This window comes from Lysobacter oryzae DSM 21044 (genome assembly GCF_059568595.1).
The window spans coordinates 39,127-58,623 of record NZ_JCANTQ010000008.1 but is presented as its reverse complement, the minus strand read 5'-3'; the positions used below and the strand labels follow the sequence as shown (position 1 = coordinate 58,623).

At 68.4% G+C, this 19,497-nt stretch carries 18 protein-coding genes and 1 pseudogene; 16 read left to right on the top strand and 3 right to left on the bottom strand.

Going from position 1 to position 19,497, the window contains the following annotated elements:
• Positions 1-111 precede the first annotated feature (111 nt).
• On the top strand, positions 112-990 hold the full coding sequence (tsf, locus tag BP05_RS00390; RefSeq protein WP_496359344.1) for a translation elongation factor Ts: 879 nt from the start codon (positions 112-114) through the stop codon (positions 988-990).
• Positions 991-1,069: 79 nt separating this feature from the next.
• Here the strand turns inward: tsf and BP05_RS00385 are convergent.
• Positions 1,070-1,329, bottom strand: a pseudogene (locus tag BP05_RS00385) (AIM24 family protein); the annotation flags it as partial.
• 191 nt (positions 1,330-1,520) lie between these two features.
• On the opposite strand from BP05_RS00385, the gene pyrH reads away from it, so the two are divergent.
• The 13 genes from pyrH (at position 1,521) to rnhB (ending at position 15,143) form a co-directional block, all read left to right on the top strand.
• Positions 1,521-2,252, top strand: coding sequence for a UMP kinase (pyrH, locus tag BP05_RS00380; RefSeq protein WP_496359342.1), 732 nt, complete (start codon positions 1,521-1,523; stop codon positions 2,250-2,252).
• Positions 2,253-2,314: 62 nt separating this feature from the next.
• The gene (locus BP05_RS00375) at positions 2,315-3,250 is read left to right on the top strand and encodes a cation diffusion facilitator family transporter (RefSeq protein WP_496359340.1); all 936 of its coding nucleotides are present in this window, start codon (positions 2,315-2,317) and stop codon (positions 3,248-3,250) included.
• Positions 3,251-3,357: 107 nt separating this feature from the next.
• Positions 3,358-3,915, top strand: a complete 558-nt coding sequence (gene frr, locus BP05_RS00370; protein ID WP_496359338.1) for a ribosome recycling factor — start codon at positions 3,358-3,360, stop codon at positions 3,913-3,915.
• A gap of 60 nt (positions 3,916-3,975) precedes the next feature.
• Positions 3,976-4,737 (top strand): polyprenyl diphosphate synthase, encoded by a 762-nt coding sequence (uppS, locus tag BP05_RS00365; protein WP_496359336.1) that lies wholly within the window; start codon positions 3,976-3,978, stop codon positions 4,735-4,737.
• Positions 4,734-5,585, top strand: a complete 852-nt coding sequence (locus BP05_RS00360; RefSeq protein WP_496359334.1) for a phosphatidate cytidylyltransferase — start codon at positions 4,734-4,736, stop codon at positions 5,583-5,585. Before uppS ends, BP05_RS00360 begins: the two co-directional genes overlap by 4 nt.
• Positions 5,586-5,630: 45 nt before the next feature.
• Positions 5,631-6,803, top strand: coding sequence for a 1-deoxy-D-xylulose-5-phosphate reductoisomerase (locus tag BP05_RS00355; RefSeq protein WP_496359332.1), 1,173 nt, complete (start codon positions 5,631-5,633; stop codon positions 6,801-6,803).
• A 33-nt stretch (positions 6,804-6,836) separates the two neighbouring features.
• Positions 6,837-8,216, top strand: a complete 1,380-nt coding sequence (gene rseP, locus BP05_RS00350; RefSeq protein WP_496359330.1) for an RIP metalloprotease RseP — start codon at positions 6,837-6,839, stop codon at positions 8,214-8,216.
• Between the two features lie 130 nt (positions 8,217-8,346).
• Positions 8,347-10,860 (top strand): outer membrane protein assembly factor BamA, encoded by a 2,514-nt coding sequence (bamA, locus tag BP05_RS00345; protein WP_496359328.1) that lies wholly within the window; start codon positions 8,347-8,349, stop codon positions 10,858-10,860.
• A 21-nt stretch (positions 10,861-10,881) separates the two neighbouring features.
• Positions 10,882-11,901, top strand: a complete 1,020-nt coding sequence (gene lpxD / locus BP05_RS00340; protein ID WP_496359326.1) for a UDP-3-O-(3-hydroxymyristoyl)glucosamine N-acyltransferase — start codon at positions 10,882-10,884, stop codon at positions 11,899-11,901.
• A gap of 94 nt (positions 11,902-11,995) precedes the next feature.
• Positions 11,996-12,454: a 3-hydroxyacyl-ACP dehydratase FabZ gene (gene fabZ / locus BP05_RS00335; RefSeq protein ID WP_496359324.1), complete on the top strand. Its 459-nt coding sequence runs from the start codon at positions 11,996-11,998 to the stop codon at positions 12,452-12,454.
• Positions 12,451-13,248 (top strand): acyl-ACP--UDP-N-acetylglucosamine O-acyltransferase, encoded by a 798-nt coding sequence (gene lpxA, locus BP05_RS00330; RefSeq protein ID WP_496359322.1) that lies wholly within the window; start codon positions 12,451-12,453, stop codon positions 13,246-13,248. Before fabZ ends, lpxA begins: the two co-directional genes overlap by 4 nt.
• Positions 13,249-13,268: 20 nt before the next feature.
• Complete coding sequence (gene lpxB / locus BP05_RS00325) at positions 13,269-14,438, top strand: lipid-A-disaccharide synthase (protein WP_496359320.1); 1,170 nt, start codon at positions 13,269-13,271, stop codon at positions 14,436-14,438.
• Between the two features lie 51 nt (positions 14,439-14,489).
• Positions 14,490-15,143 (top strand): ribonuclease HII, encoded by a 654-nt coding sequence (rnhB, locus tag BP05_RS00320; protein WP_496359318.1) that lies wholly within the window; start codon positions 14,490-14,492, stop codon positions 15,141-15,143.
• A gap of 18 nt (positions 15,144-15,161) precedes the next feature.
• Here the strand turns inward: rnhB and BP05_RS00315 are convergent, their stop codons facing one another.
• Positions 15,162-15,539, bottom strand: a complete 378-nt coding sequence (locus BP05_RS00315) for a hypothetical protein (RefSeq protein ID WP_496359316.1) — start codon at positions 15,537-15,539, stop codon at positions 15,162-15,164.
• 45 nt (positions 15,540-15,584) lie between these two features.
• Positions 15,585-17,759, bottom strand: a complete 2,175-nt coding sequence (locus tag BP05_RS00310) for a winged helix-turn-helix domain-containing protein (RefSeq protein ID WP_496359314.1) — start codon at positions 17,757-17,759, stop codon at positions 15,585-15,587.
• 168 nt (positions 17,760-17,927) lie between these two features.
• On the opposite strand from BP05_RS00310, the gene BP05_RS00305 reads away from it, so the two are divergent.
• Together BP05_RS00305 and BP05_RS00300 are read left to right on the top strand one after the other, a co-directional pair.
• Positions 17,928-18,575, top strand: a complete 648-nt coding sequence (locus BP05_RS00305; RefSeq protein WP_496359312.1) for a hypothetical protein — start codon at positions 17,928-17,930, stop codon at positions 18,573-18,575.
• 262 nt (positions 18,576-18,837) lie between these two features.
• On the top strand, positions 18,838-19,494 hold the full coding sequence (locus BP05_RS00300; protein ID WP_496359310.1) for a hypothetical protein: 657 nt from the start codon (positions 18,838-18,840) through the stop codon (positions 19,492-19,494).
• Positions 19,495-19,497 lie beyond the last annotated feature (3 nt).

Sequence of the window (19,497 nt, the reverse complement as noted above, 5' to 3'; positions counted from 1 at the left end):
CGCGGCCGCGCCACGCTGCGCGGCCGCTTGCTGCATTGCGTTGGCGGGTTGGTCCCGTCGCGCCGAACCGGCGGGCTCGAGCCCGCCCTACAAATTCCTGAGGTAACCCCCATGGCAGAAATCACCGCTTCCCTGGTCAAGGACCTGCGCGAGCGCACCGGCGCCGGCATGATGGAGTGCAAGAAGGCGCTCACCGAGAACAACGGCGACATCGACGCCGCGGCCGAGTGGCTGCGCAAGTCGGGTCTCGCCAAGGCCGACAAGAAGGCCAGCCGCGTCGCCGCCGAAGGCCGCATCGCCGTTGCCCAGAACGGCGGCAAGGCCGTGCTGGTCGAGATCAACTCCGAAACCGACTTCGTCGCCAAGGACGCCAACTTCGTCGCCTTCACCGACGCCGTCGCCCAGGCCGCCCTGGCCTCTGGCGCGAGCGACGTCGAAGCGCTGAAGGGCTTCAAGCTCGCCTCGGGCGAAACGGTCGAAGAAACCCGCGCCGCCGCCATCGCCAAGCTCGGCGAGAACATCCAGATCCGCCGCATGGTCAGCGTCGACAGCACCAACAACGTCGCCGCGTACGTCCACGGCGGCAAGATCGGCGTGCTGGTCGAGGTCAAGGGCGGCGACGCCGACCTGGCCCGCGGCATCGCGATGCACGTCGCCGCGATGAACCCGCCGTACAACAAGGCCGCCGATGTCCCGGCCGAGTTCGTGGCGAAGGAAAAGGAAATCGAACTGGCCAAGATGTCCGAGAAGGACAAGTCCAAGCCGGCGGAGATCCTCGAGAAGATCATCAGCGGCAAGATCGCCAAGATCGTCAACGAGGTCACGCTGTACGGCCAGCCGTACGTGCTCAACAGCGACCAGTCCGTCGAGCAGGCGGTGAAGGCCGCCGGCGCCGACGTGGTCGGCTTCCAGCGCCTGGTGGTCGGCGAAGGCATCGAGAAGGTCCAGGAGGATTACCTGGCCGAAGTGCAGAAGGCGATGCAGGTCTGATCCTGCGCTGCTCGAAGCCACGAAAAAGCCGCGGATATCCGCGGCTTTTTCTTTGCGCGCGATCCTGTGCGCGGCCGGTTCAGCGCGCCCTCGACTGGAAGTAGACCTCCCCGTACGGCTGAACGACGACCCACCCCGAACCGGCGAACTTCAGCTGGTTGCCTGCGCCGGAGCCGAGGCCCAGCAGCGTATCCAACGATATGTTGGCCACTTCCGGCCTCGGCGTGCCGACCAGGCAACGGTCGCATCGGGATCGGTGATCACCGGCTGCTCCGGCGTCACCGCAAGCGCCAGCGGATCGTAGTGCGAGGTGATCGCCACCACGCCATCGCCTGCCAAGCATGATGCCTCCACGAACTCGCGCAAATTCCTGATCGCTACGCATTTCTCCCCGTGGTTGGCCGCACCCGCCTGCGGCGGAGCGGCAATCACAGGAGATGGGTACGACGCCGTGACCCGCCCCGGAGCAAGGCCCGCATCGGCTACAATCCCGGCGCTTTCGCGCTTCACCGCCCACCCCCGAGGTCGCCATGTCCCAGCTCGCCTATCGCCGTGTCCTGCTGAAACTGTCCGGCGAGGCGTTGATGGGGAACGAGGATTACGGCATCGACCCGGCCGTGCTGAACCGCCTGGCGCGCGAGGTGATCGAGGTCCAGCAGGCCGGCGCCGAGATCGCGCTGGTGATCGGCGGGGGCAACATCTTCCGTGGTGCCGGCCTGGCGGCAGGCGGCATGGACCGGGTCACGGGCGACCAGATGGGCATGCTTGCCACCGTCATCAACGCGCTGGCGATGCAGGATGCACTGGAGAAACTCGGTGCGAAGTGCCGGGTGATGAGCGCGATCAAGATCAACGACGTGTGCGAGGACTACATCCGCCGCCGCGCCGTGCGCCACCTCGAGAAGGGCCGCATCGCGATCTTCGCCGCCGGTACCGGCAACCCCTTCTTCACCACCGATTCGGGCGCCGCGCTGCGCGCGATCGAAATCGGCGCCGACCTGTTGCTCAAGGCGACCAAGGTCGACGGCGTGTACGACAAGGACCCGAAGAAGCACGCCGACGCGGTGCGCTTCGACAAGCTCAGCTACGACGAGGTGATCGCCCGCAACCTGCAGGTGATGGACACCGCCGCGTTCGCGCTGTGCCGTGACAGCGACCTGCCGCTGCGCATCTTCGACATGAGCCAGCCCGGGGTGCTGCTGCGCATCCTGCGCGGCGAGACCATCGGCACGCTCGTGCAGGGCCGCAACCCCGGCCTCTGAGCGCACAGACGCAGCCCGGGCGCAATAGTGTTGCGCCGGCGCCGCGTGACAGGATCGGCGCCATGGGCCTCCACCACCACGACCACGACGGGCACCACCATGGCCACGGCGCCACGCGCGCCTTCGCCATCGTCACCCTGATCAACCTGGCCTACACGGTGCTGGAAGCCGGGTACGGCTTCGCGACCAATTCGCTCGCGCTGCTTTCCGACGCCCTGCACAACCTTGGCGACGTTCTTGGCCTCGCCCTCGCCTGGGGCGCCGCGGTGATCGCCAAGCGGCCGCCGACGTCGCGGCACACCTACGGCTGGCGCCGCGCGACGCTGCTCTCCCCGCTCGCCAATGCGCTGCTGCTGGTGGCGTTCTCCGGCGCCCTGGGCTGGGAGGCGATACGCCGCTTCTCCGCACCGCCGGAGATTCCGGCGCTACCGGTGATCGTCGTCGCCGCAATCGGCATCGCGGTGAACCTGGGCGCGGCCTGGTTCGTGCGCGATGGCCACGCCCACGACCTCAACCGGCGCGGTGCATTCCTGCACCTGGTCGCTGACGCGGCGGTGTCGCTCGCCGCGGTGGTCGCCGGCGCCGGCATGTGGTGGCTCGGCTGGGAATGGCTGGATCCGGTCACGGCCCTGCTGATCGGCGCGGTCGTGGCGCTGGGCGCCTTCGGTTTGCTGCGCGAGAGCTTCAACGCGGCGATGGACGCGGTCCCGCGTGGCATCGACCAGGCCGAGGTTCACGGCTTCCTCGCCGGACAGGTCGGCGTGACCGCGGTGCACCACCTGCACATCTGGTCCCTGGGCGCGGGCGAGATCGCGATGACCGCGCACCTGGTGCGGCCGGACGACCACGATCACGACGCCTTCATCGACCGCATCAACCACGAACTGGACCACCGCTTCGGGATCAACCATCCCACCCTGCAGGTCGAACGCGGCGCGGGATGCGAGCACGACCGCCACGATCGCGCCCCGCACGGCCAGGTGCCGCACACCCATTGAACCGGGAACGGCACGGCGGCATTTCGGCTCGCCACCCTCCCGCCGCTATAATCCCGCGCCTATCGAAGGCGCCCCTTTGGCGCCATCACGCATACACGGAGCCGGCGATGCTCAACGAGATCAAGAAGGACGCCCAGACCCGCATGGCCAAGAGCGTCGAGGCGCTGCGCCACGACCTCGTCAAGGTCCGCACGGGCCGCGCGTCGACCGCGCTGGTCGACACCATCAAGGTGAACTATTACGGCTCGGACATGCCGCTGAGCCAGGTCGCCAGCGTTGCCGTCGCGGACGCGCGTTCGCTGACGATCACGCCGTGGGAAAAGCAGATGGTGGGCGCGGTCGAGAAGGCCATCCTCGCGTCCGACCTGGGCCTGACGCCGAATACGGCAGGCACCGTCATCCGGCTCAACCTGCCCGCCCTCACCGAGGAGCGCCGCAAGGAACTGACCAAGGTCGTGCACGGCGAGGGCGAGGACGCCAAGGTCGCCATCCGCAACATCCGCCGCGATGCCAACAGCCAGGTCAAGGAACTGCTGAAGGAAAAGAAGATCACCGAGGACGACGTCACGCGCGCCGAGGCGGACATCCAGAAGATCACCGACAGCGCGATCAAGGACGTGGACGACGTGGTCAAGGCGAAGGAACAGGAACTGCTGGCGGTGTGAGGGCCGTTGCCGGCCCGCCCGGCAACCCCGACCGTCACGTTCCCCGCCCGGCAACAACGAATGCCCCCGGACATCGCGTCAGCGCCAATTCCCCACCACCTTGCCGTGATCATGGACGGCAACGGCCGCTGGGCGCAGCGTCGCCGCCGCCCGCGCATGATCGGCCACCGCGCCGGCGCCCGCGCGGTCGACCGATGCATCGATTTCTGCCTCGACACCGGCATCCAGGCGCTGACCCTGTTCGCGTTCTCCAGCGAGAACTGGGGGCGTCCCGAGGACGAGGTGGGCGCGCTGATGAAGCTGTTCCTGGGCGCGCTCGAACGGGAAGTGGATGAACTGGATCGTCGCGGCGTCCGCATCCGTTTCATCGGTGAACGCGAGCGTTTCAGCGAATCGATCCGTGCGCGAATGAACGCCGCCGAGGCGCAGACGGCGCGCAACACCCGCCTGCAGCTGTCCATCGCGGCCAGCTACGGCGGCCGTTGGGACATCGCCCAGGCCGCGCGCTCGCTTGCGCGCGACGTGGCGGCCGGACGCCTTGATCCCGACGCGATCGACGAAGCGATGCTCGGCGCGCGCGTCGCCCTGGCCGACCTGCCGCCCCCCGACCTGTTCATTCGTACCGGCGGCGACACCCGGGTCAGCAATTTCCTGCTGTGGCAGCTCGCCTACACCGAACTGTGGTTCACCGAGACATTGTGGCCGGACCTCGATGCCGCCACACTGCGCCGCGCCCTGGACGATTACGCTAGCCGCGAGCGCCGCTTCGGCCTCACCGGCGAACAGGTCGCCGGCACGCAGCCACGAGAGAACGACGCATGACGAGAACCCGCCTGCTGGCTGCCCTGATCATGGCTCCGATCGCGATCGCCGCGATCCTGCTGTTGTCGACGCCGTGGATCGTGGCGCTCACGGCCGTGGTCTTCCTGGCCGGCCTGTGGGAGTGGTTCGAACTCGCCGAGATCGAAGACACCCTCGCGCGCACGGTGCTGCTGGTGGCGCACCTCGCGCTGATGGTCGCGATCGTCTGGGCTTCGCGTTCCGCCGCCGGCTACAGCTACGTGCTGTTCCAGCTGGCGAGCGTCGTCGGCGTGGTCTGGTGGCTCCTGGCACTGCTGTGGCTGCGCCATTACGACTTCGCCAGCAACCACGAGACCTGGGCGCGCTTCTTCAAACTCGGCGCGGGCGCCCTGGCCGTCATCCCCGCCTGGTGCGCGCTGGCATGGCTCCACGCAGCCGAGCCCAACGGCCACATCTGGTTGTTTACCGCGCTCGCCGTCGTATGGGCGGCGGACAGTGCGGCCTATTTCGCCGGCCGCCACTTCGGCGGCAAATTGTTCAAGGGCCGCAAGCTCGCGCCGCGCGTGAGCCCGAACAAGACCTTCGAGGGCCTCGCCGGTGGCGTACTGGCCGGCGTGCTGATCGGTGTCTGCGGATCATTGCTGGCCGGGGCCGCGGGCGCGCAGGTGCCGCTGGTCGCGCTGGTAGCGCTCGCCGCCACGCTCGCCTCGGTGATCGGCGACCTTTACGAAAGCCTGCTCAAGCGCCATGCCGGCGTGAAGGATTCGGGCCACCTCATTCCCGGCCACGGCGGCATCCTCGACCGCATCGATGGCGTGCTCGCCGCCCTGCCTGTCTTTGCCATCGGCAAGGCGATGTTCGGCTTCTGACAGCCGGCCGGACCAGCGTCCGGCACGACGAGATGATGTGACCCGATGTCCCAGCTTCCTACCCGCAACATCGCTGTCCTTGGCGCGACCGGATCCATAGGCGCGTCGGCGCTGGATGTGATCGCGCGCCATCCGGGACGCCTGCGCGCGACCGTGCTCGCCGCCGGCAGCAAGGTCGAGGCGTTGCTGTCGCTGTGCCGCACGCATCGGCCCAGGCATGCGGTCATTGCCGACGCGGGGCAGTTCGCAGCGCTGCGCGACGGGCTTCGCGATGCGGGACTGGATACCCAGGCGCATGCGGGCGACGCCGCGCTCGATGCGCTCGCCGCCGGGGACGAATGCGACACCGTGGTTGCGGCGATCGTCGGTGCAGCGGGTTTGACTTCGACCCTGGCCGCGGCGGCGGCAGGCAAGCGCCTGCTGCTGGCGAACAAGGAATCCCTGGTGCTCGCCGGCGAACTGCTGATGCAGGCCGCACGCGACAGCGGCGCGGTGATCGTGCCGATCGACAGCGAACACAACGCGATCTTCCAGTGCCTGCCCGACGCCGATGCGCGAGCGGGACTGCGGCGCATCGTGCTGACCGCCTCCGGGGGACCGTTCCGCGGCCGGCGTCGCGACGAGTTGCTCGCGGTCACGCCCGAGCAGGCCGTAGCCCACCCCAAGTGGTCGATGGGGCCGAAGATCTCCGTCGATTCGGCGACCCTGATGAACAAGGGCCTCGAGGTCATCGAGGCACACCATCTGTTCGGCGTGCCGCGCGAGCGCATCGACGTGCTCGTGCACCCGCAGAGCCTCGTGCATTCGCTGGTCGAGTTCATCGACGGCTCGACCCTTGCCCAGTTGGGGCTGCCCGACATGCGCACCGCCCTGGCCGTCGGCTTCGGCTGGCCGCAGCGTATCGCCTCGGGTGTCGCTGGGCTGGACCTGCTGCAGCACGGACGCCTCGACTTCGAGGCGCCCGACCTCCAGGCCTTTCCATGCCTGCGCCTTGCCTTCCAGGCGCTGCAGGCGGGCGGCACCGCACCGGCGATGCTCAACGCGGCAAACGAAGTGGCGGTTTCAGCCTTTCTTCAGCGGCGGATCGCTTTCCTGTCGATTCCCGCGCTGGTGGAAGCCACCCTGGATGCACTGCCCGCCACGGCCGCAGGCTCACTGGACGAATTGTGCGAGGCCGATGCGGCTGCGCGCCGCCATGCCCTCGCGGCGGTGGGATGATGGCGCGGACGATGGTCCCCGGGGGGCGGCGCGATGAGTGAGGTGTTCGGCTCGATCTGGTGGCTGCTGGTCAGCCTGGGCGTGCTCGTCACCTTCCACGAGTTCGGCCACTACTGGGTGGCGCGCCGCTGCGGAGTGAAGGTCCTGCGCTTTTCCGTCGGTTTCGGCAGGCCGCTGTGGTTGCGCCGCGGCAAGGACGGGACCGAATACGCGATCGGCGCCATCCCGCTCGGGGGCTACGTCAAGATGCTCGGCGAGCATTCGCTCGAAGGCCAAGATCTGGAACGGCCGCTATCGCCCGAGGAGTTGGCGCAGTCGCACGACCGCCAGCCGGTGTGGAAGCGCATGGCGATTTCGTTTGCCGGTCCGGCCGCCAACCTGATCCTGTGCGTCGTGCTGCTGTGGGGCATGTTCGTGATCGGCCGCCCCGACTTCGCACCCGTGATCGGCAAGGCCCAGGGAGTGTCGGCGACGGCCGGATTGCAGGCAGGCGACGAAGTCCTCTCGGTGGCCGGCCGTCCCACGCCGACCTGGAGCGAGGTGAGCATGGGCCTGCTCGCCGCCGCGCTCGACCGCACCGACGTCGTCGTGCGGGTGCGCACGCCCGAAGGGGTGCAAGCGGAACGCACGCTGCCGCTGTCGCGCCTGCCCGCGCGCTTCGATGAAACCCGCGCCATGCAGCAGCTCGGTTTGCGCGGGCGCCACGAAGTGGGGGCGTTGGCGATAGGCGAGGTGAGCCCGGGCAAGCCCGCCTGGGGCGTGCTGGCGGAAGGCGACCGCATCACCGCCATCGATGGCGAGCCCACGCTGTCTTACGAGGACATCGTCAGGCAGGCCCGGCGCCTGGGCGAAGAGAACCGCGAGGCAATGGTCGAAGTCCAGCGGGGCCCCGACCGGCTTGCGCTCCTCCTCAAGCCCACCAGGATGGAGACCGCGCCCGGCAAGCAGGACTGGGGGTTTGGTATCCGGCTGGTGTCCACTGATCCCAAGCGCGACGCCGTGCTGCGGTACGGTCCGGTCGCGGCCATTCCGGCGGCCTTCTCCGAGGCCACGCACCAGGCCCGCGAGCTCCTCGCCACGTTCACGCGCGCCTTCAAGGGCACCGTGTCGGCCCGCAACACCGTGGCCGGCCCGATCACGATCGCGCGCGCCAGCAACTATTTCGCCCAGCAGGGGCCGGCGCACTTCCTCATGCTCCTCGCCCTGCTTTCCCTCAGCCTGGGCATCCTGAACCTGCTACCCATCCCAATCTTGGACGGCGGTCACCTGCTGTATTACCTTATCGAGCTGGTCAAAGGCAGCCCGGTCAGCGAACGGGTGATGGCCGCCGGCAATGTTGTCGGCCTGGCCTTGATCGTCGGGCTGATGGGTCTGGCGTTCTACAACGACATCGTGAACAACCTGGTGCGGTGATGGAAACCGCAACGACTTCGCCGCACCCGGGAACCAGTTCAGGAAGGACTTGTCCGACCACCGATTCGACGACCACCGAAACGTCCGCGGAGCCCGTGCACGGCACCCGCATCCCCAACCGGATTTGATGATGACGCGACTTCCCAATCGCCGCCTGCTTGCCCTTGCCCTCACTGCAGCGATGGCGCCGGCGTTCCCCGCACTGGCACAGTCGACCGATCCATTCGCCCCTGCCACCGACAGCGCCCCGCTCGCGCCGGCCGGGACCTTCACCGTCAGCGACATCCGCGTCGACGGCCTGCAGCGTATTTCCGCTGGCGCCGTCTTCACCTACCTGCCCATCGAACGCGGCGACACGGTTGACTCGAGCAAGGCCGCCGCTGCGATCCGCGCGCTGTACAAGACCGGCTTCTTCGAGGACGTCCGCCTCGACCGGCAGGGCGACATCCTCGTGGTCACCGTGCAGGAACGCCCCGCGATCAACAAGCTGACCATCACCGGTAACAAGGACATCAAGAGCGAAGACCTGCTCAAGGGCCTGAAGGAAAACGGGATGGCCGAAGGCGATACGTTCAATCGCCTCGTGCTCGACAAGATGAGCCAGGAGCTCACCCGCCAATACCAGAACCGGGGCAAGTACAACGTCGAGATCACGCCGACCGTGTCGCGGCTCGACCGCAACCGTGTCGACGTGACCATCGCCATCAAGGAAGGCAAGGCCGCGCGCATCCAGCACATCAACCTGGTCGGCAACGAGAAGTTCAGCGACAAGGACATCGTCGACACCTGGGAGTCCGCGGAGCACAACTGGCTCAGCTGGTACCGCCGCGACGACCAGTACTCGCGCGAGAAGCTGTCCGGCGACCTCGAGAAGCTCAACAACTATTACCTGGACCGCGGCTATGTCGACTTCAACGTCGACTCGACGCAGGTCTCCATCAGCCCCGACCGCCGCGACATGTTCATCAGCGCCGGCGTAAGCGAGGGCGACCAGTACAAGATCTCCTCGGTGCAGCTCACGGGCGACACCGTGTTGCCGAAGGAAGAACTGCAGAAGTTCGTGCTCGTCAAGGAAGGCCAGATCTTCTCCCGCCGCCTGCTCGAACTGACGTCCGATTCGATCGTCGCCACCCTCGGCAACATCGGCTACGCCTTCGCGCAGGTCAATCCGGTCCCCGACATCGATCGCGAGGCGAAGACCGTCGGCATCAGCCTCCAGGTCGTTCCCGGCCCGCGCGTCAACGTGCGCAACATCGTCTTCAGGGGCAACACCCGCACCAGCGACGAGGTGATGCGCCGCGAGATGCGCCAGTTCGAAGGCAGCTGGTATTCGCAGGCCGCGGTCGACCGCTCCAAGATCCGCCTGCAGGGCCTGGGCTACTTCGAGAGCGTGGATGTCGAAAGCAAGCCGGTCGAAGGCAGCAACGACCAGGTGGACGTGGTCGTCAACGTCAAGGAAACCTCGTCAGGCAGCTTCGTGTTCGGCCTGGGCTATTCGCAGCTGAGCGGCCTGAGCACGCAGATCCAGCTGTCGCAGGAAAACTTCCTCGGCACCGGCAACCGCGTTTCCGTGCAGGCGCAGCGCAGCCGCTACCAGTCGCGCTACGACTTCTCGTTCCTCAACCCCTACTTCCTCGATAACGGGCTGTCGCTGGGTTACAACGTGTGGTGGCGCGAGCTGGACTACTCCGACTTCGGTACCGCCCAGTACAACAGCAACAGCGGCGCCGCGCAGGTGGTCCTGGGCTTCCCGATCACCGAGACCGACACGGTCACCGGCCTGTTCGGCATCGACACCAACAAGATCAACACCATCCCGGGCAGCACGCCCGAGCCGATCATCGATTACATCGATGCGCTCAACGCCAAGACCTTCCACGCCTTGCGCGCGGAGATCGGCTGGAGCCGCAACTCGCTGGACAACCTGCTGACGCCGTCGCGCGGCATGCAGCAGCGCATCTGGCTGGAAACCACGATTCCCGGCTCCACCGTCGAGTACTACAAGCTCAACTACAACATTTCCAAGTTCTGGCCGCTGTCGCGCCACCTGGTGCTCAACACGCGCGCCGAACTCGGCTATGGCGACAGCTACGGCGACGCTTCCACCCGCAACATCTGCTTCACCGCGGACCGCTGGGTCGATGCCGACAACGACAAGATCATCGACGACGGCGAGATCATCCTCGGCCCCGCCCCGAGCGAACCCTGCCTGACCTCGTCGCCGGACTATCGCAAGACCGTGACCGCCGATGGCCTGCCCTTCTTCGAGAACTTCTACGCGGGCGGCGTGCGCTCGGTGCGCGGTTTCCGCGACAACACCCTGGGTCCGCGCCAGGCTCCGTTCGCCAACAGCACGTACCTGCAGCCCGTCGGCGGCGCGCTCAAGACCACCGGTTCGCTGGAAATGTTCTTCCCGACCCTGCTGGATACCCCGTCGGCGCGCGCTTCGGCCTTCGTCGACTTCGGCAACGTGTTCAAGGACCTGGATGCCTTCGACGCCGGCGAACTGCGCGCCTCGACCGGCATCGCGCTGATGTGGCGTTCGCCGATGGGCCCGATTTCGATCAGCTACTCCTTCCCGCTGCGCAAGGAAGAAGGCGACGAACTCGAGCGCCTGCAGTTCACCTTCGGCGGCGCGTTCTAAACCAGGCGGCCGGACGTGGCCATGGCTTCGTACAGCGCCGCCGAACTCGCCGAACGCTTCGGGCTCGAGCTGCAGGGTGATGGCGCCGTGCGCGTACACGGCGTCGGCACGCTCGCGGGCGCCCACGACGGGCAACTGGCGTTCCTGGCAAACAGCAAGTACCGCGGCCAGCTCGCCCAGTCGCGTGCCAGCGTGGTCACCATGCGCGCCGAAGACGCCGCCGCCCATTCGGGCACGGCGCTCATCGCCCGCGACCCCTACGCCGCATTCGCCAAGATGTCGGCCCTGTTCGAACCCCTGCCGTCGCGCCCCGCGGGCATCCACGCCTCGGCCGACATCGCCACCGATGCCGAGGTCGACCCGGCCGCGCACGTGGGCGCATTCGTCGCCATCGGCGCCCGCAGCCGCATTGAAGCCGGAGCGGTGATCGGACCGGGCTGTGTCATCGGCGAGGATTGCGTCGTCGGCGCCGGCAGCCACCTCGTCGCACGCGTGACCCTGGTTACGCGCGTTCGCCTGGGACGCCGGGTCACCGTGCACCCGGGCGCCGTGCTCGGCGCGTCCGGCTTCGGTCTCGCCATGGAAGCCGGCAAGTGGTTGAACGTGCCGCAGCTGGGGGGCGTCGTCATCGGCGACGACTGCGAGATCGGCGCCAACACCACGATCGACCGTGGCGCCATCGAGGACACGGTGCTGGAGGAGGACGTCCGCCTCGACAACCAGATCCAGATCGGCCACAACGTCTTCATCGGCGCGCACACCGCGATGGCAGGGTGCGCGGCGGTCGCCGGCAGTGCCCGGATCGGCCGCTATTGCCTGATCGGCGGCGCGGCCGGCGTCCTCGGGCATCTGGAGATCTGTGACAAAGTGATGGTCACGGCCATGAGCCTGGTCACGCATTCCATCCGCGAACCCGGCGAATATTCCTCGGGCACGCCGTTGATGGACAACCGCAGCTGGCGCAAGAACGCCGCGCGCTTCAAGCAGCTCGACGCCCTCGCCCGCCGCATCCCCCGTTCGCAGGAAGACCGCGAGCCGTAATCCCGGTAAGCTTCGCGCCATACGGACGCGCATGTGGCAGTGAAGCCGGATAATTACCGATTCGCTGCACCCTTCCGTGCGCCAGGAAAAGATGATGAACCAGCCCGTGCAACTCCCGGTCGATGTCGCCGGCATCCAGAAGGTGCTGCCACACCGCTACCCGTTCCTCCTGGTCGACCGCGTGGTCGAACTGGAACCGCACAAGCGCGTCCTGGCGTACAAGAACGTCAGCGTCAACGAGCCCTTCTTCAACGGCCATTTCCCCGGCCACCCGGTGATGCCGGGCGTGCTGGTCATCGAGGCGCTGGCCCAGGCCGGCGGCCTGCTCACCCAGCTCTCGGGCCATGACGGCAAGGGCAGCCTGTTCTACCTGGTGAAGGTGGACAACGCGCGCTTCGCCAAGATGGTCGTGCCGGGCGACAAGCTCGAACTCGAAGTCACGCTCAAGCGCGTCATCCGCAACATGGCGCTGTACCTGGGCACCGCGCGCGTCGACGGCCAGGAAGTCGCCAGCGCCGAGATCCTCTGCGCCGAGGTAAAGACCGAGGCATGACCACCGCCACGCCAGAGCCCGTGATCCATTCCACCGCGGTGGTCGAAGCCGGCGCGAAACTCGGCGCCGGCGTGCGCGTCGGTCCGTTCTGCTACATCGGCGATGACGTCGAGATCGGCGACAACACCACGTTCGGTCCGCACTGCAGCGTTCTCGGACCGACGCGCATCGGCCGCGACAACCGCTTCCACGGCCACTGCGCCATCGGCGGCGAACCGCAGGACAAGAAGTACGCCGGCGAGCGCGTCGAACTGGCGATCGGCGACCGCAACGTCTTCCGCGAGTTCTGCACCGTCAATCGCGGCACCGGCGGCGGCGGCAGCAGCACGAGCATCGGCCAGGACAACTGGTTCCTCGCCTATACGCACGTTGCGCACGACTGCCACGTCGGCAACCACTGCGTGTTCTCCAACAATGCGACGCTGGCCGGCCACGTCACCGTGGGCGACCATGTGATCCTCAGCGGCTTCGCCGGCATCCACCAGTTCTGCCGCATCGGCTCGCACGCCTTCATCGGCATGGGCGCGTTCGTCAATGGCGACGTGCCGCCGTTCCTGATGGTCGCGCAGGAGGGTTACGGCAAGCCTCGCGGCATCAACAGCGAAGGCCTGAAGCGCCGCGGTTTCGACAGCGAGCGCATCGCCGCGATCAAGCGCGCGTACCGCGCGCTGTACATGGGCGGCGCCAGCCTGGACGAGGCGCGGGGCAAGCTGGCCGACATGGCGAACGACAGCGCCGACGTGCGCGCGTTCCTGGATTTCATCGAAAGCGGCGAACGGCCGCTGCTGCGCTAAGGCGCCAGGAAAGGACTGCCATGCGCATCGCCCTCGTCGCCGGCGAAGCCTCCGGCGACCAACTCGGCGCCGGCCTGATCGCCGAACTGCACAAGCGCTATCCGAATGCCCGTTTCGCGGGCATCGGCGGCGACGCCATGCGCGCAGCCGGGATGGATACCTGGTTCGATGCTTCGGAACTGGCGGTGATGGGCCTGGCCGAGGTGCTCAGGCACCTGCCCCGGCTGCTGCGCGTACGCCGGGAACTTCGCCAGCGCGTGCTGGCGTGGCGTCCGGACGTGTTCATCGGCATCGACGCGCCCGACTTCAACCTCGGCGTGGAGAAGTGGCTGAAGAAGCGCGGGATCCGCACCGTGCACTACGTCAGCCCGTCGATCTGGGCCTGGCGGCAGAAGCGCGCCGCCAAGCTCGGGCAAAGCGCGGACAACGTGCTGTGCCTGTTCCCGATGGAACCGCCGGTCTACGCCAGGTACCGCGTGAAGGCGCGGTTCGTCGGCCACCCGCTCGCCGACGAGATGCCGCTGGATCCCGACCGTCTGGCAACGCGCGAACAACTCGGCATTGATACCGATCGCCCCGTGCTGGCCCTGCTGCCGGGGTCGCGCGTCGGCGAGATCGAACGGCTGGCACCCAGCTTCCTCTCCGCCGCCACGCGCGTGCTCGAGGAAGTGCCGGACCTGCAGATCGTCATCCCGATCGCCAATTCGCCGGCCAACCTTGCGTTCCGCCGGATGCTCGGCGCGCATCCCGACCTCGAACAGCTGCGGCCCGCGCTGCGGATCCTGGTCGGCAACGCGCGCCGCCTGATGATCGCCAGCGACGTCATCCTGCTTGCGTCCGGAACGGCGACGCTCGAGGCGATGCTGGCGAAACGGCCGATGGTGGTCGCCTACAAGGTGGCGCCGCTGACCTACGCGCTGGTCAAGGGCCTGGGCATGCTCAAGACCAAGTACTTCTCGCTGCCCAACGTGCTGGCCGGCGAACGCGTCGTCCCCGAGCTGATGCAGGGCAACTGCACGCCGGCCAAGCTCGCCGATGCCACCCTCGCGCTGCTGCGCGATGGCGAGGCGATGGCACGGATCGGGCCGCGCTTCCGCGAACTGCACCTGCAGTTGCGGCAGGACGCTTCCGCGCGCGCCGCCGACGCAGTCGCGGAACTGCTTCCCGCAGCGCCGTCCGTGCTTGCGTGAACGCGCCGCGCTGCCGCACTCTGCCGGCCGCGCCCTCGAATCCTTCCTCGAATGCAGTCCGACTCCACGCCAGCCCAAGCGGAACCCGCGGAAGCGCGACCGGCCGCGCTGCCGCTGCGCATCGCGGGCATCGATGAGGCCGGACGCGGACCGCTTGCTGGGCCGGTGGTCGTGGCCGCAGTGGTGTTCACGCCCGGCCGCACGCCGGTCAACGGACTCGACGATTCCAAGCAACTCGATCCGGAGCGGCGCGAAGTCCTCTACGACCGCATCGTGCAGCGCGCGCTGGCGTGGCGGATCGAGTTCGTCGACGTCGAGGAGATCGACCGCATCAACATCCTGCAGGCCACGCTCACCGGCATGCGGCGCGCGCTGGAAGGCGTGGCGCACGCAGCCGATGCGGCGCGGATCGACGGCAACATCGTGCCGCCGGGCCTGTGCCGCCCCGGGGAAGCATGGATCGGCGGCGATGCGCGCGATCGCGCGATCATGGCGGCCTCCATCCTCGCCAAGGTCGCGCGCGACCGCTACATGCGCGCGCTGCACGAGCAGTGGCCGCACTACGGCTTCGCCGAGCACAAGGGCTATTCGACGCCCGCGCACCTGGCCGCACTGAAAGCGCATGGCCCGTGCCCGCACCACCGCCGCAGCTTCATGCCCGTGCGCCTGGCGCAGGCGGACCTGTTCGCCACCGAGCTGGCCTGAGCGTCTCGCGGGCACCGCTTACTGGTTCTGCGATCTCGGCCCGATGATCACGTCCGGGTCGACCTCGCCACCCTTGACCGCGATCCCGTACGAGTAGGTGCCGTAGACGGCGCCGGCGGTGACCTCCAGGACGTGCGAGTCGCCGGCCATCCTCGACTTGCGCGTGACCCGGTCTTCGGTCCAGAGCAGCTTGAGCACGATCTCGAACGGCTCGGCGCATTTCCAGGTGATCTTTCCGCCCGCCGCCACCCGCGCGCTCTCCGGATCGGCCTGCGGCTTGCGCGTCTGCGCATCCACCAGGATGCTGATCTCTGCATCGCCGAGTTCCTTGTTCTCGCCTTTGCCCGAACTCAGCGTCGGCACCATTCCCATCGTTGCGAACGACAACAGGTTCATCGCGTTGTACTCCTTGCTGTGCGCCCGTCCGCTGGGCCGTGGGGGTCAGCGGGCGCGTCCGATCGCCGGCTGCTGAAGCGGAGGAAGGCCCAACAGGGGGCGCAGTACCGGTGAGGCTTCCAGGCGTGGCGTATTGATGCCGCCGTCGCGCGCTAGCTGCAGGCATGCGCGCGCGCCGTCGGTATCGCCCAGCAGCGCGAGCGACTGCGCCGCCCAGAACGCCACCTCGCCCTGCTCGACGTCCAGCGCCCTGGCGCGCTGGATCAGTTCGCGCGCCTCGTGCTCCTGGCCGAGGTTGGCGCGGTACCACGCGAGCACGGCGATGGCGTGGGCGTCGCTGGGCTTGATGTCGACGTACTGCTGCGCCATGCGGGCGGCCTGCTCGTAGCTCGCGCGCGCCTGCGCGGTCTGCGCGGGCAATGCCGACAGTGCGTCGCCGAGGTTGCCCCACAGCCGGTAATCGCTGGCGTTCACCTGCGTGGCGCGGCGGTAGAGCTCGGCGGCCTCGGCGTAGCGGCGCTGTTCGTAGCGCAAGGTGCCCAGGTTGGTCAGCGCGGGGTAGTTCGCCTTGATCGCAAGCGAGCGCGTGAACGCGTCGGCCGCGCGCGCGGCATCGCCGCTGACCATGTACAGGCCGCCCAGGCTGCTCCAGACGTCCTCGTCGTCGGGCGCCAGCGTCGCCGCGGTGGCGAAGCCCTCGATGGCCTTGGGCATGTCACCGCGCAGGTAATACTCGAAGCCGAGCCCCCGATAGATGCTGGGATCGCCCGGGCGCGACTGCCGCGCGCGCTCGAAGTAATCGAGGGCCAGGTCGTTGTGTCCCTGCGCGGACTCGGCGCGAGCCAGGCCGAGATACGCATCCGCGCGCAGTGCCAGCGATTCCAGCGCCTTGCGGTAGTGCTCGATGGCCTGGGCGTTGTCGTTGCGGGCGCGGTACAGGTCGCCCAGCGCGAGGCTCACGTCGCGCAGCTGCGGATCCATCGCCGCCGCGCGCTGGCACGCCGCCTGGGCGCGATCGAAGGCAGCGGCATCGTGCGCGCCCTCGAACGTGATGATTTCCGCCCGGCAGATCCCGGCCTGCGCGCGGGCGAAGCCCGGATCGGCCGCCAGCGCCTCGCGGAAGAATCCGATCGAACGGGAGCCGCCGGTGTTGCCGCTGCCGTCGCGATCGAGCTGCTGCACGCCGTGCAGGTAGGCATCGTAGGCGGCGACGTTGTTCGTCGGCGCCAGGCGCCGCGTCAGCGACTGCAGGTCGCGCGGCAACGCGCCCAGCAGCGACTGCACCACGTCGCGCGCCAGTTCGCTCTGCAGTGCGAACACGCCGGTGAGTTCCCGGTCGTAGCTGCCCGACCAGAGCGTGTAGCCGGTGCGCGTGTCGGTGAGCCGCGCGTTCACCCGGACCTTGCTGCCTTCGCGACGGACATCGGCGTCCAGCACGGTCGCCACGCCGAGGAGCTTGCCCAGCTTGCGGGGATCGGCGCCCTGGGTGCCGCAGGCGCTGGCGGCGCGGCACGCGGCGACCTTGAGGCCCGGCACGTCGGCGAGGGCGTCATGCAGTTCCACGGCCAGGCCTTCGGCGAAATAGCTGTCGTCCTTGTCGGCGCCGAGGTTGGTGAAGGGCAGCACCGCGACCGAGGGAGCCGCCGGCGTCGGCGGCAACGATTGCATGCCGCGGTACCACAGCCAGATGCCCACTGCCGCCGCCAGCACGATCGGCAGCGGCCACCAGCGGCGCAGCAAGGCCGGGCGGGCCGCCGCGGCTGCTGGTCGGGTCGGCGCGGCGATCGCGGGGTGATGGGTGTCACCCGCCGCAGCCACGGCGGCGGCCCCGGTTTCGGCGGGTTCTGCTGCAGGTGCAACCAGCGCGCGCGCGGGCGGAGCCTCCCCTTCCGGCCATGACTTCAGCTCGCCGATGAACCGGTAGCCCAGCCCGTGCTGGGTCTGGATGTACTGCGGCCGGTGCGAGTCGTCCTCGAGCACGTGCCGCAGTTGCGCGATGGCGCGGGTCAGCACGCCCGCCGTCACGTGGCGGTGCCCCCATACCGCGTCCAGCAGGTCTTCGTGGCGCACGAGTTCACCGGCATGGCGCAGCAGGTGCAGGAGGACGGCGAAGGCCTTCGGTTCGAGCGGCTGCGGTTCGCCTTCGCGGGTCAGCGTGTATGCCGCGGCATCGACCAGGAAGGGGCCGAAACGGTAGCCGTCACCCCCGTTTTTCCCCATTCCGGTATGGCCTCCTGCGTCCATCAGGAAAACCTCATGAACGACACGACATCCTCGTGCAAGGCTGCGCGAGAGGTCATTCCCCCGTCATGACCGGGCCGTGCCACGGACGGAAGCTGGCCCCACGCCGGAACGCCGGCGTGCCCACACCCCCACGGAGCCTTTGCCATGAACGCCATGCTCACTGCCACGATTCCGTTGCCTGCCATTCTCGACCGGCCGTCGCCGATCGGACCGGGCCGACGCCATTGCATCGACGACTTCCACCTGACCGCGGCCTCTGTCGACCGCTTCAACGCGCTTCTGGCCCGATTGGGCCGCCGGGCCGCGCCGCTGGATTGCGACCGGCTCGCCACGGCGGCGCGCGAACTGCGCGACGGGGTTGCCGGTTCGGGCGAACCAGCCTGCATCCTGCAACGCATGAAACGCCTCGAAGCGGCCGCCCGCATGCTCGACGACGGCCAGTGGGAGCCCGACGACGACGCCGGCAACGTGGCCTCGCTGATGGTGCATTACGCCAACGGCCGCTACCAGTTGCTGCCCAACTCCCTGCCCACGGTCGGCCACCTGGACGACGCCATCGCCGTCGAGGCCGCCTGGCCGTCGCTGCAGGACGAAGTCGCGGCCTTCCTGGACTACTGCCGCGTACGCTCGCTGGAAGCCTCGCTGCGCGGACGCGAGGTCGGCGGGTTCGGCTTCAACCGCTGCGACTGGATCCAGGCGCGCCAGGCCGAGGCCTACCTGGAAAAACAGCGACGCTGCATCCGTGAAAGCAGCTACCTGCCCCAGATGGGAGCCCGCTTCCTCGTGCACTGATCGTGGGCTGTCAGGGACGACGCCACGAGGCCGCCCAACCGGGCGGTCTCGTCGTTTCCGGCAACGTGGAGTCCCCTGAGTGCGCAGTCAGCAACGCATCGGGCGGCTGAACCGTCCGTCGGCAACGGGCGTGCGCCCGGGGCGCATGGGCGCATCATTTGCTTGCATCCCCCTGACCAGGGGGCCGTGCGAGTACCGGCCCGTCACGGCTCCGCGCAGGGAGGCGCTCCCGATGGAACTGTGGCCGGAAGCGAGGTGCCCCATGCGCTTGCCTCATCCCACTCCCACCGATCGTCCGCTGCCGTTCGAGCACTTCCGCGGCGGGCTCACCGACGCGCTCGGCGCCCCGGCGGGATTTCCCGAAATCGCGCTCTCCGGCCCGGCCGTCGCCCGATTCGACGACCTCGTGCACGAGCTCTATCCCGATGCCGCGCGCGTCGACCAGCCGCGGCTGCAGCAACTGGCGGCCTGGCTGTTGTCGCTTCCCGAAGAGGAGGCGCGCGAGGAGCTCGATGCCCGCCTGCAGCGCACTGACGAACTGCGCGCGCTGCTCGACGACGACGCCTGGGATTGCCATGACGCGACCCGGATGCGCATCAACAAGCTGCTGGCCTACATCGATCGCGAAGACGACCTGATCCCGGACAGCCTGCCGCTGCTCGGTCGCCTGGACGACGTGCTGCTGATCGAACTGGCCTGGCCGGCGTTCGCGGAGGAAGCGAACGAATACAACGACTTCTGCCTGTACCGGCGCACCGAGCACCCCGCCGGCACGCCGGAGGAACAGCGCGACGCCTGGCTGCGCGACCGCCTGGCCGAGATCGAACTGCTGCGCCAGAGCACGCGCATCGAAGACGTGCATTTCGCCAACGGGCGCACTCCGGAAGGCCCGATGCGCGTCACCGGATCGCCGCTCTGACGC

Coding starts and splice junctions, on each gene's coding strand:
- tsf (WP_496359344.1), top strand. CDS start 112: ATGGCAGAAATCACCGCTTCCCTGGTCAAGGACCTGCGCGAGCGCACC.
- pyrH (WP_496359342.1), top strand. CDS start 1,521: ATGTCCCAGCTCGCCTATCGCCGTGTCCTGCTGAAACTGTCCGGCGAG.
- BP05_RS00375 (WP_496359340.1), top strand. CDS start 2,315: ATGGGCCTCCACCACCACGACCACGACGGGCACCACCATGGCCACGGC.
- frr (WP_496359338.1), top strand. CDS start 3,358: ATGCTCAACGAGATCAAGAAGGACGCCCAGACCCGCATGGCCAAGAGC.
- uppS (WP_496359336.1), top strand. CDS start 3,976: ATGCCCCCGGACATCGCGTCAGCGCCAATTCCCCACCACCTTGCCGTG.
- BP05_RS00360 (WP_496359334.1), top strand. CDS start 4,734: ATGACGAGAACCCGCCTGCTGGCTGCCCTGATCATGGCTCCGATCGCG.
- BP05_RS00355 (WP_496359332.1), top strand. CDS start 5,631: ATGTCCCAGCTTCCTACCCGCAACATCGCTGTCCTTGGCGCGACCGGA.
- rseP (WP_496359330.1), top strand. CDS start 6,837: ATGAGTGAGGTGTTCGGCTCGATCTGGTGGCTGCTGGTCAGCCTGGGC.
- bamA (WP_496359328.1), top strand. CDS start 8,347: ATGACGCGACTTCCCAATCGCCGCCTGCTTGCCCTTGCCCTCACTGCA.
- lpxD (WP_496359326.1), top strand. CDS start 10,882: ATGGCTTCGTACAGCGCCGCCGAACTCGCCGAACGCTTCGGGCTCGAG.
- fabZ (WP_496359324.1), top strand. CDS start 11,996: ATGAACCAGCCCGTGCAACTCCCGGTCGATGTCGCCGGCATCCAGAAG.
- lpxA (WP_496359322.1), top strand. CDS start 12,451: ATGACCACCGCCACGCCAGAGCCCGTGATCCATTCCACCGCGGTGGTC.
- lpxB (WP_496359320.1), top strand. CDS start 13,269: ATGCGCATCGCCCTCGTCGCCGGCGAAGCCTCCGGCGACCAACTCGGC.
- rnhB (WP_496359318.1), top strand. CDS start 14,490: ATGCAGTCCGACTCCACGCCAGCCCAAGCGGAACCCGCGGAAGCGCGA.
- BP05_RS00315 (WP_496359316.1), bottom strand. CDS start 15,539: ATGAACCTGTTGTCGTTCGCAACGATGGGAATGGTGCCGACGCTGAGT.
- BP05_RS00310 (WP_496359314.1), bottom strand. CDS start 17,759: ATGGGGAAAAACGGGGGTGACGGCTACCGTTTCGGCCCCTTCCTGGTC.
- BP05_RS00305 (WP_496359312.1), top strand. CDS start 17,928: ATGAACGCCATGCTCACTGCCACGATTCCGTTGCCTGCCATTCTCGAC.
- BP05_RS00300 (WP_496359310.1), top strand. CDS start 18,838: ATGCGCTTGCCTCATCCCACTCCCACCGATCGTCCGCTGCCGTTCGAG.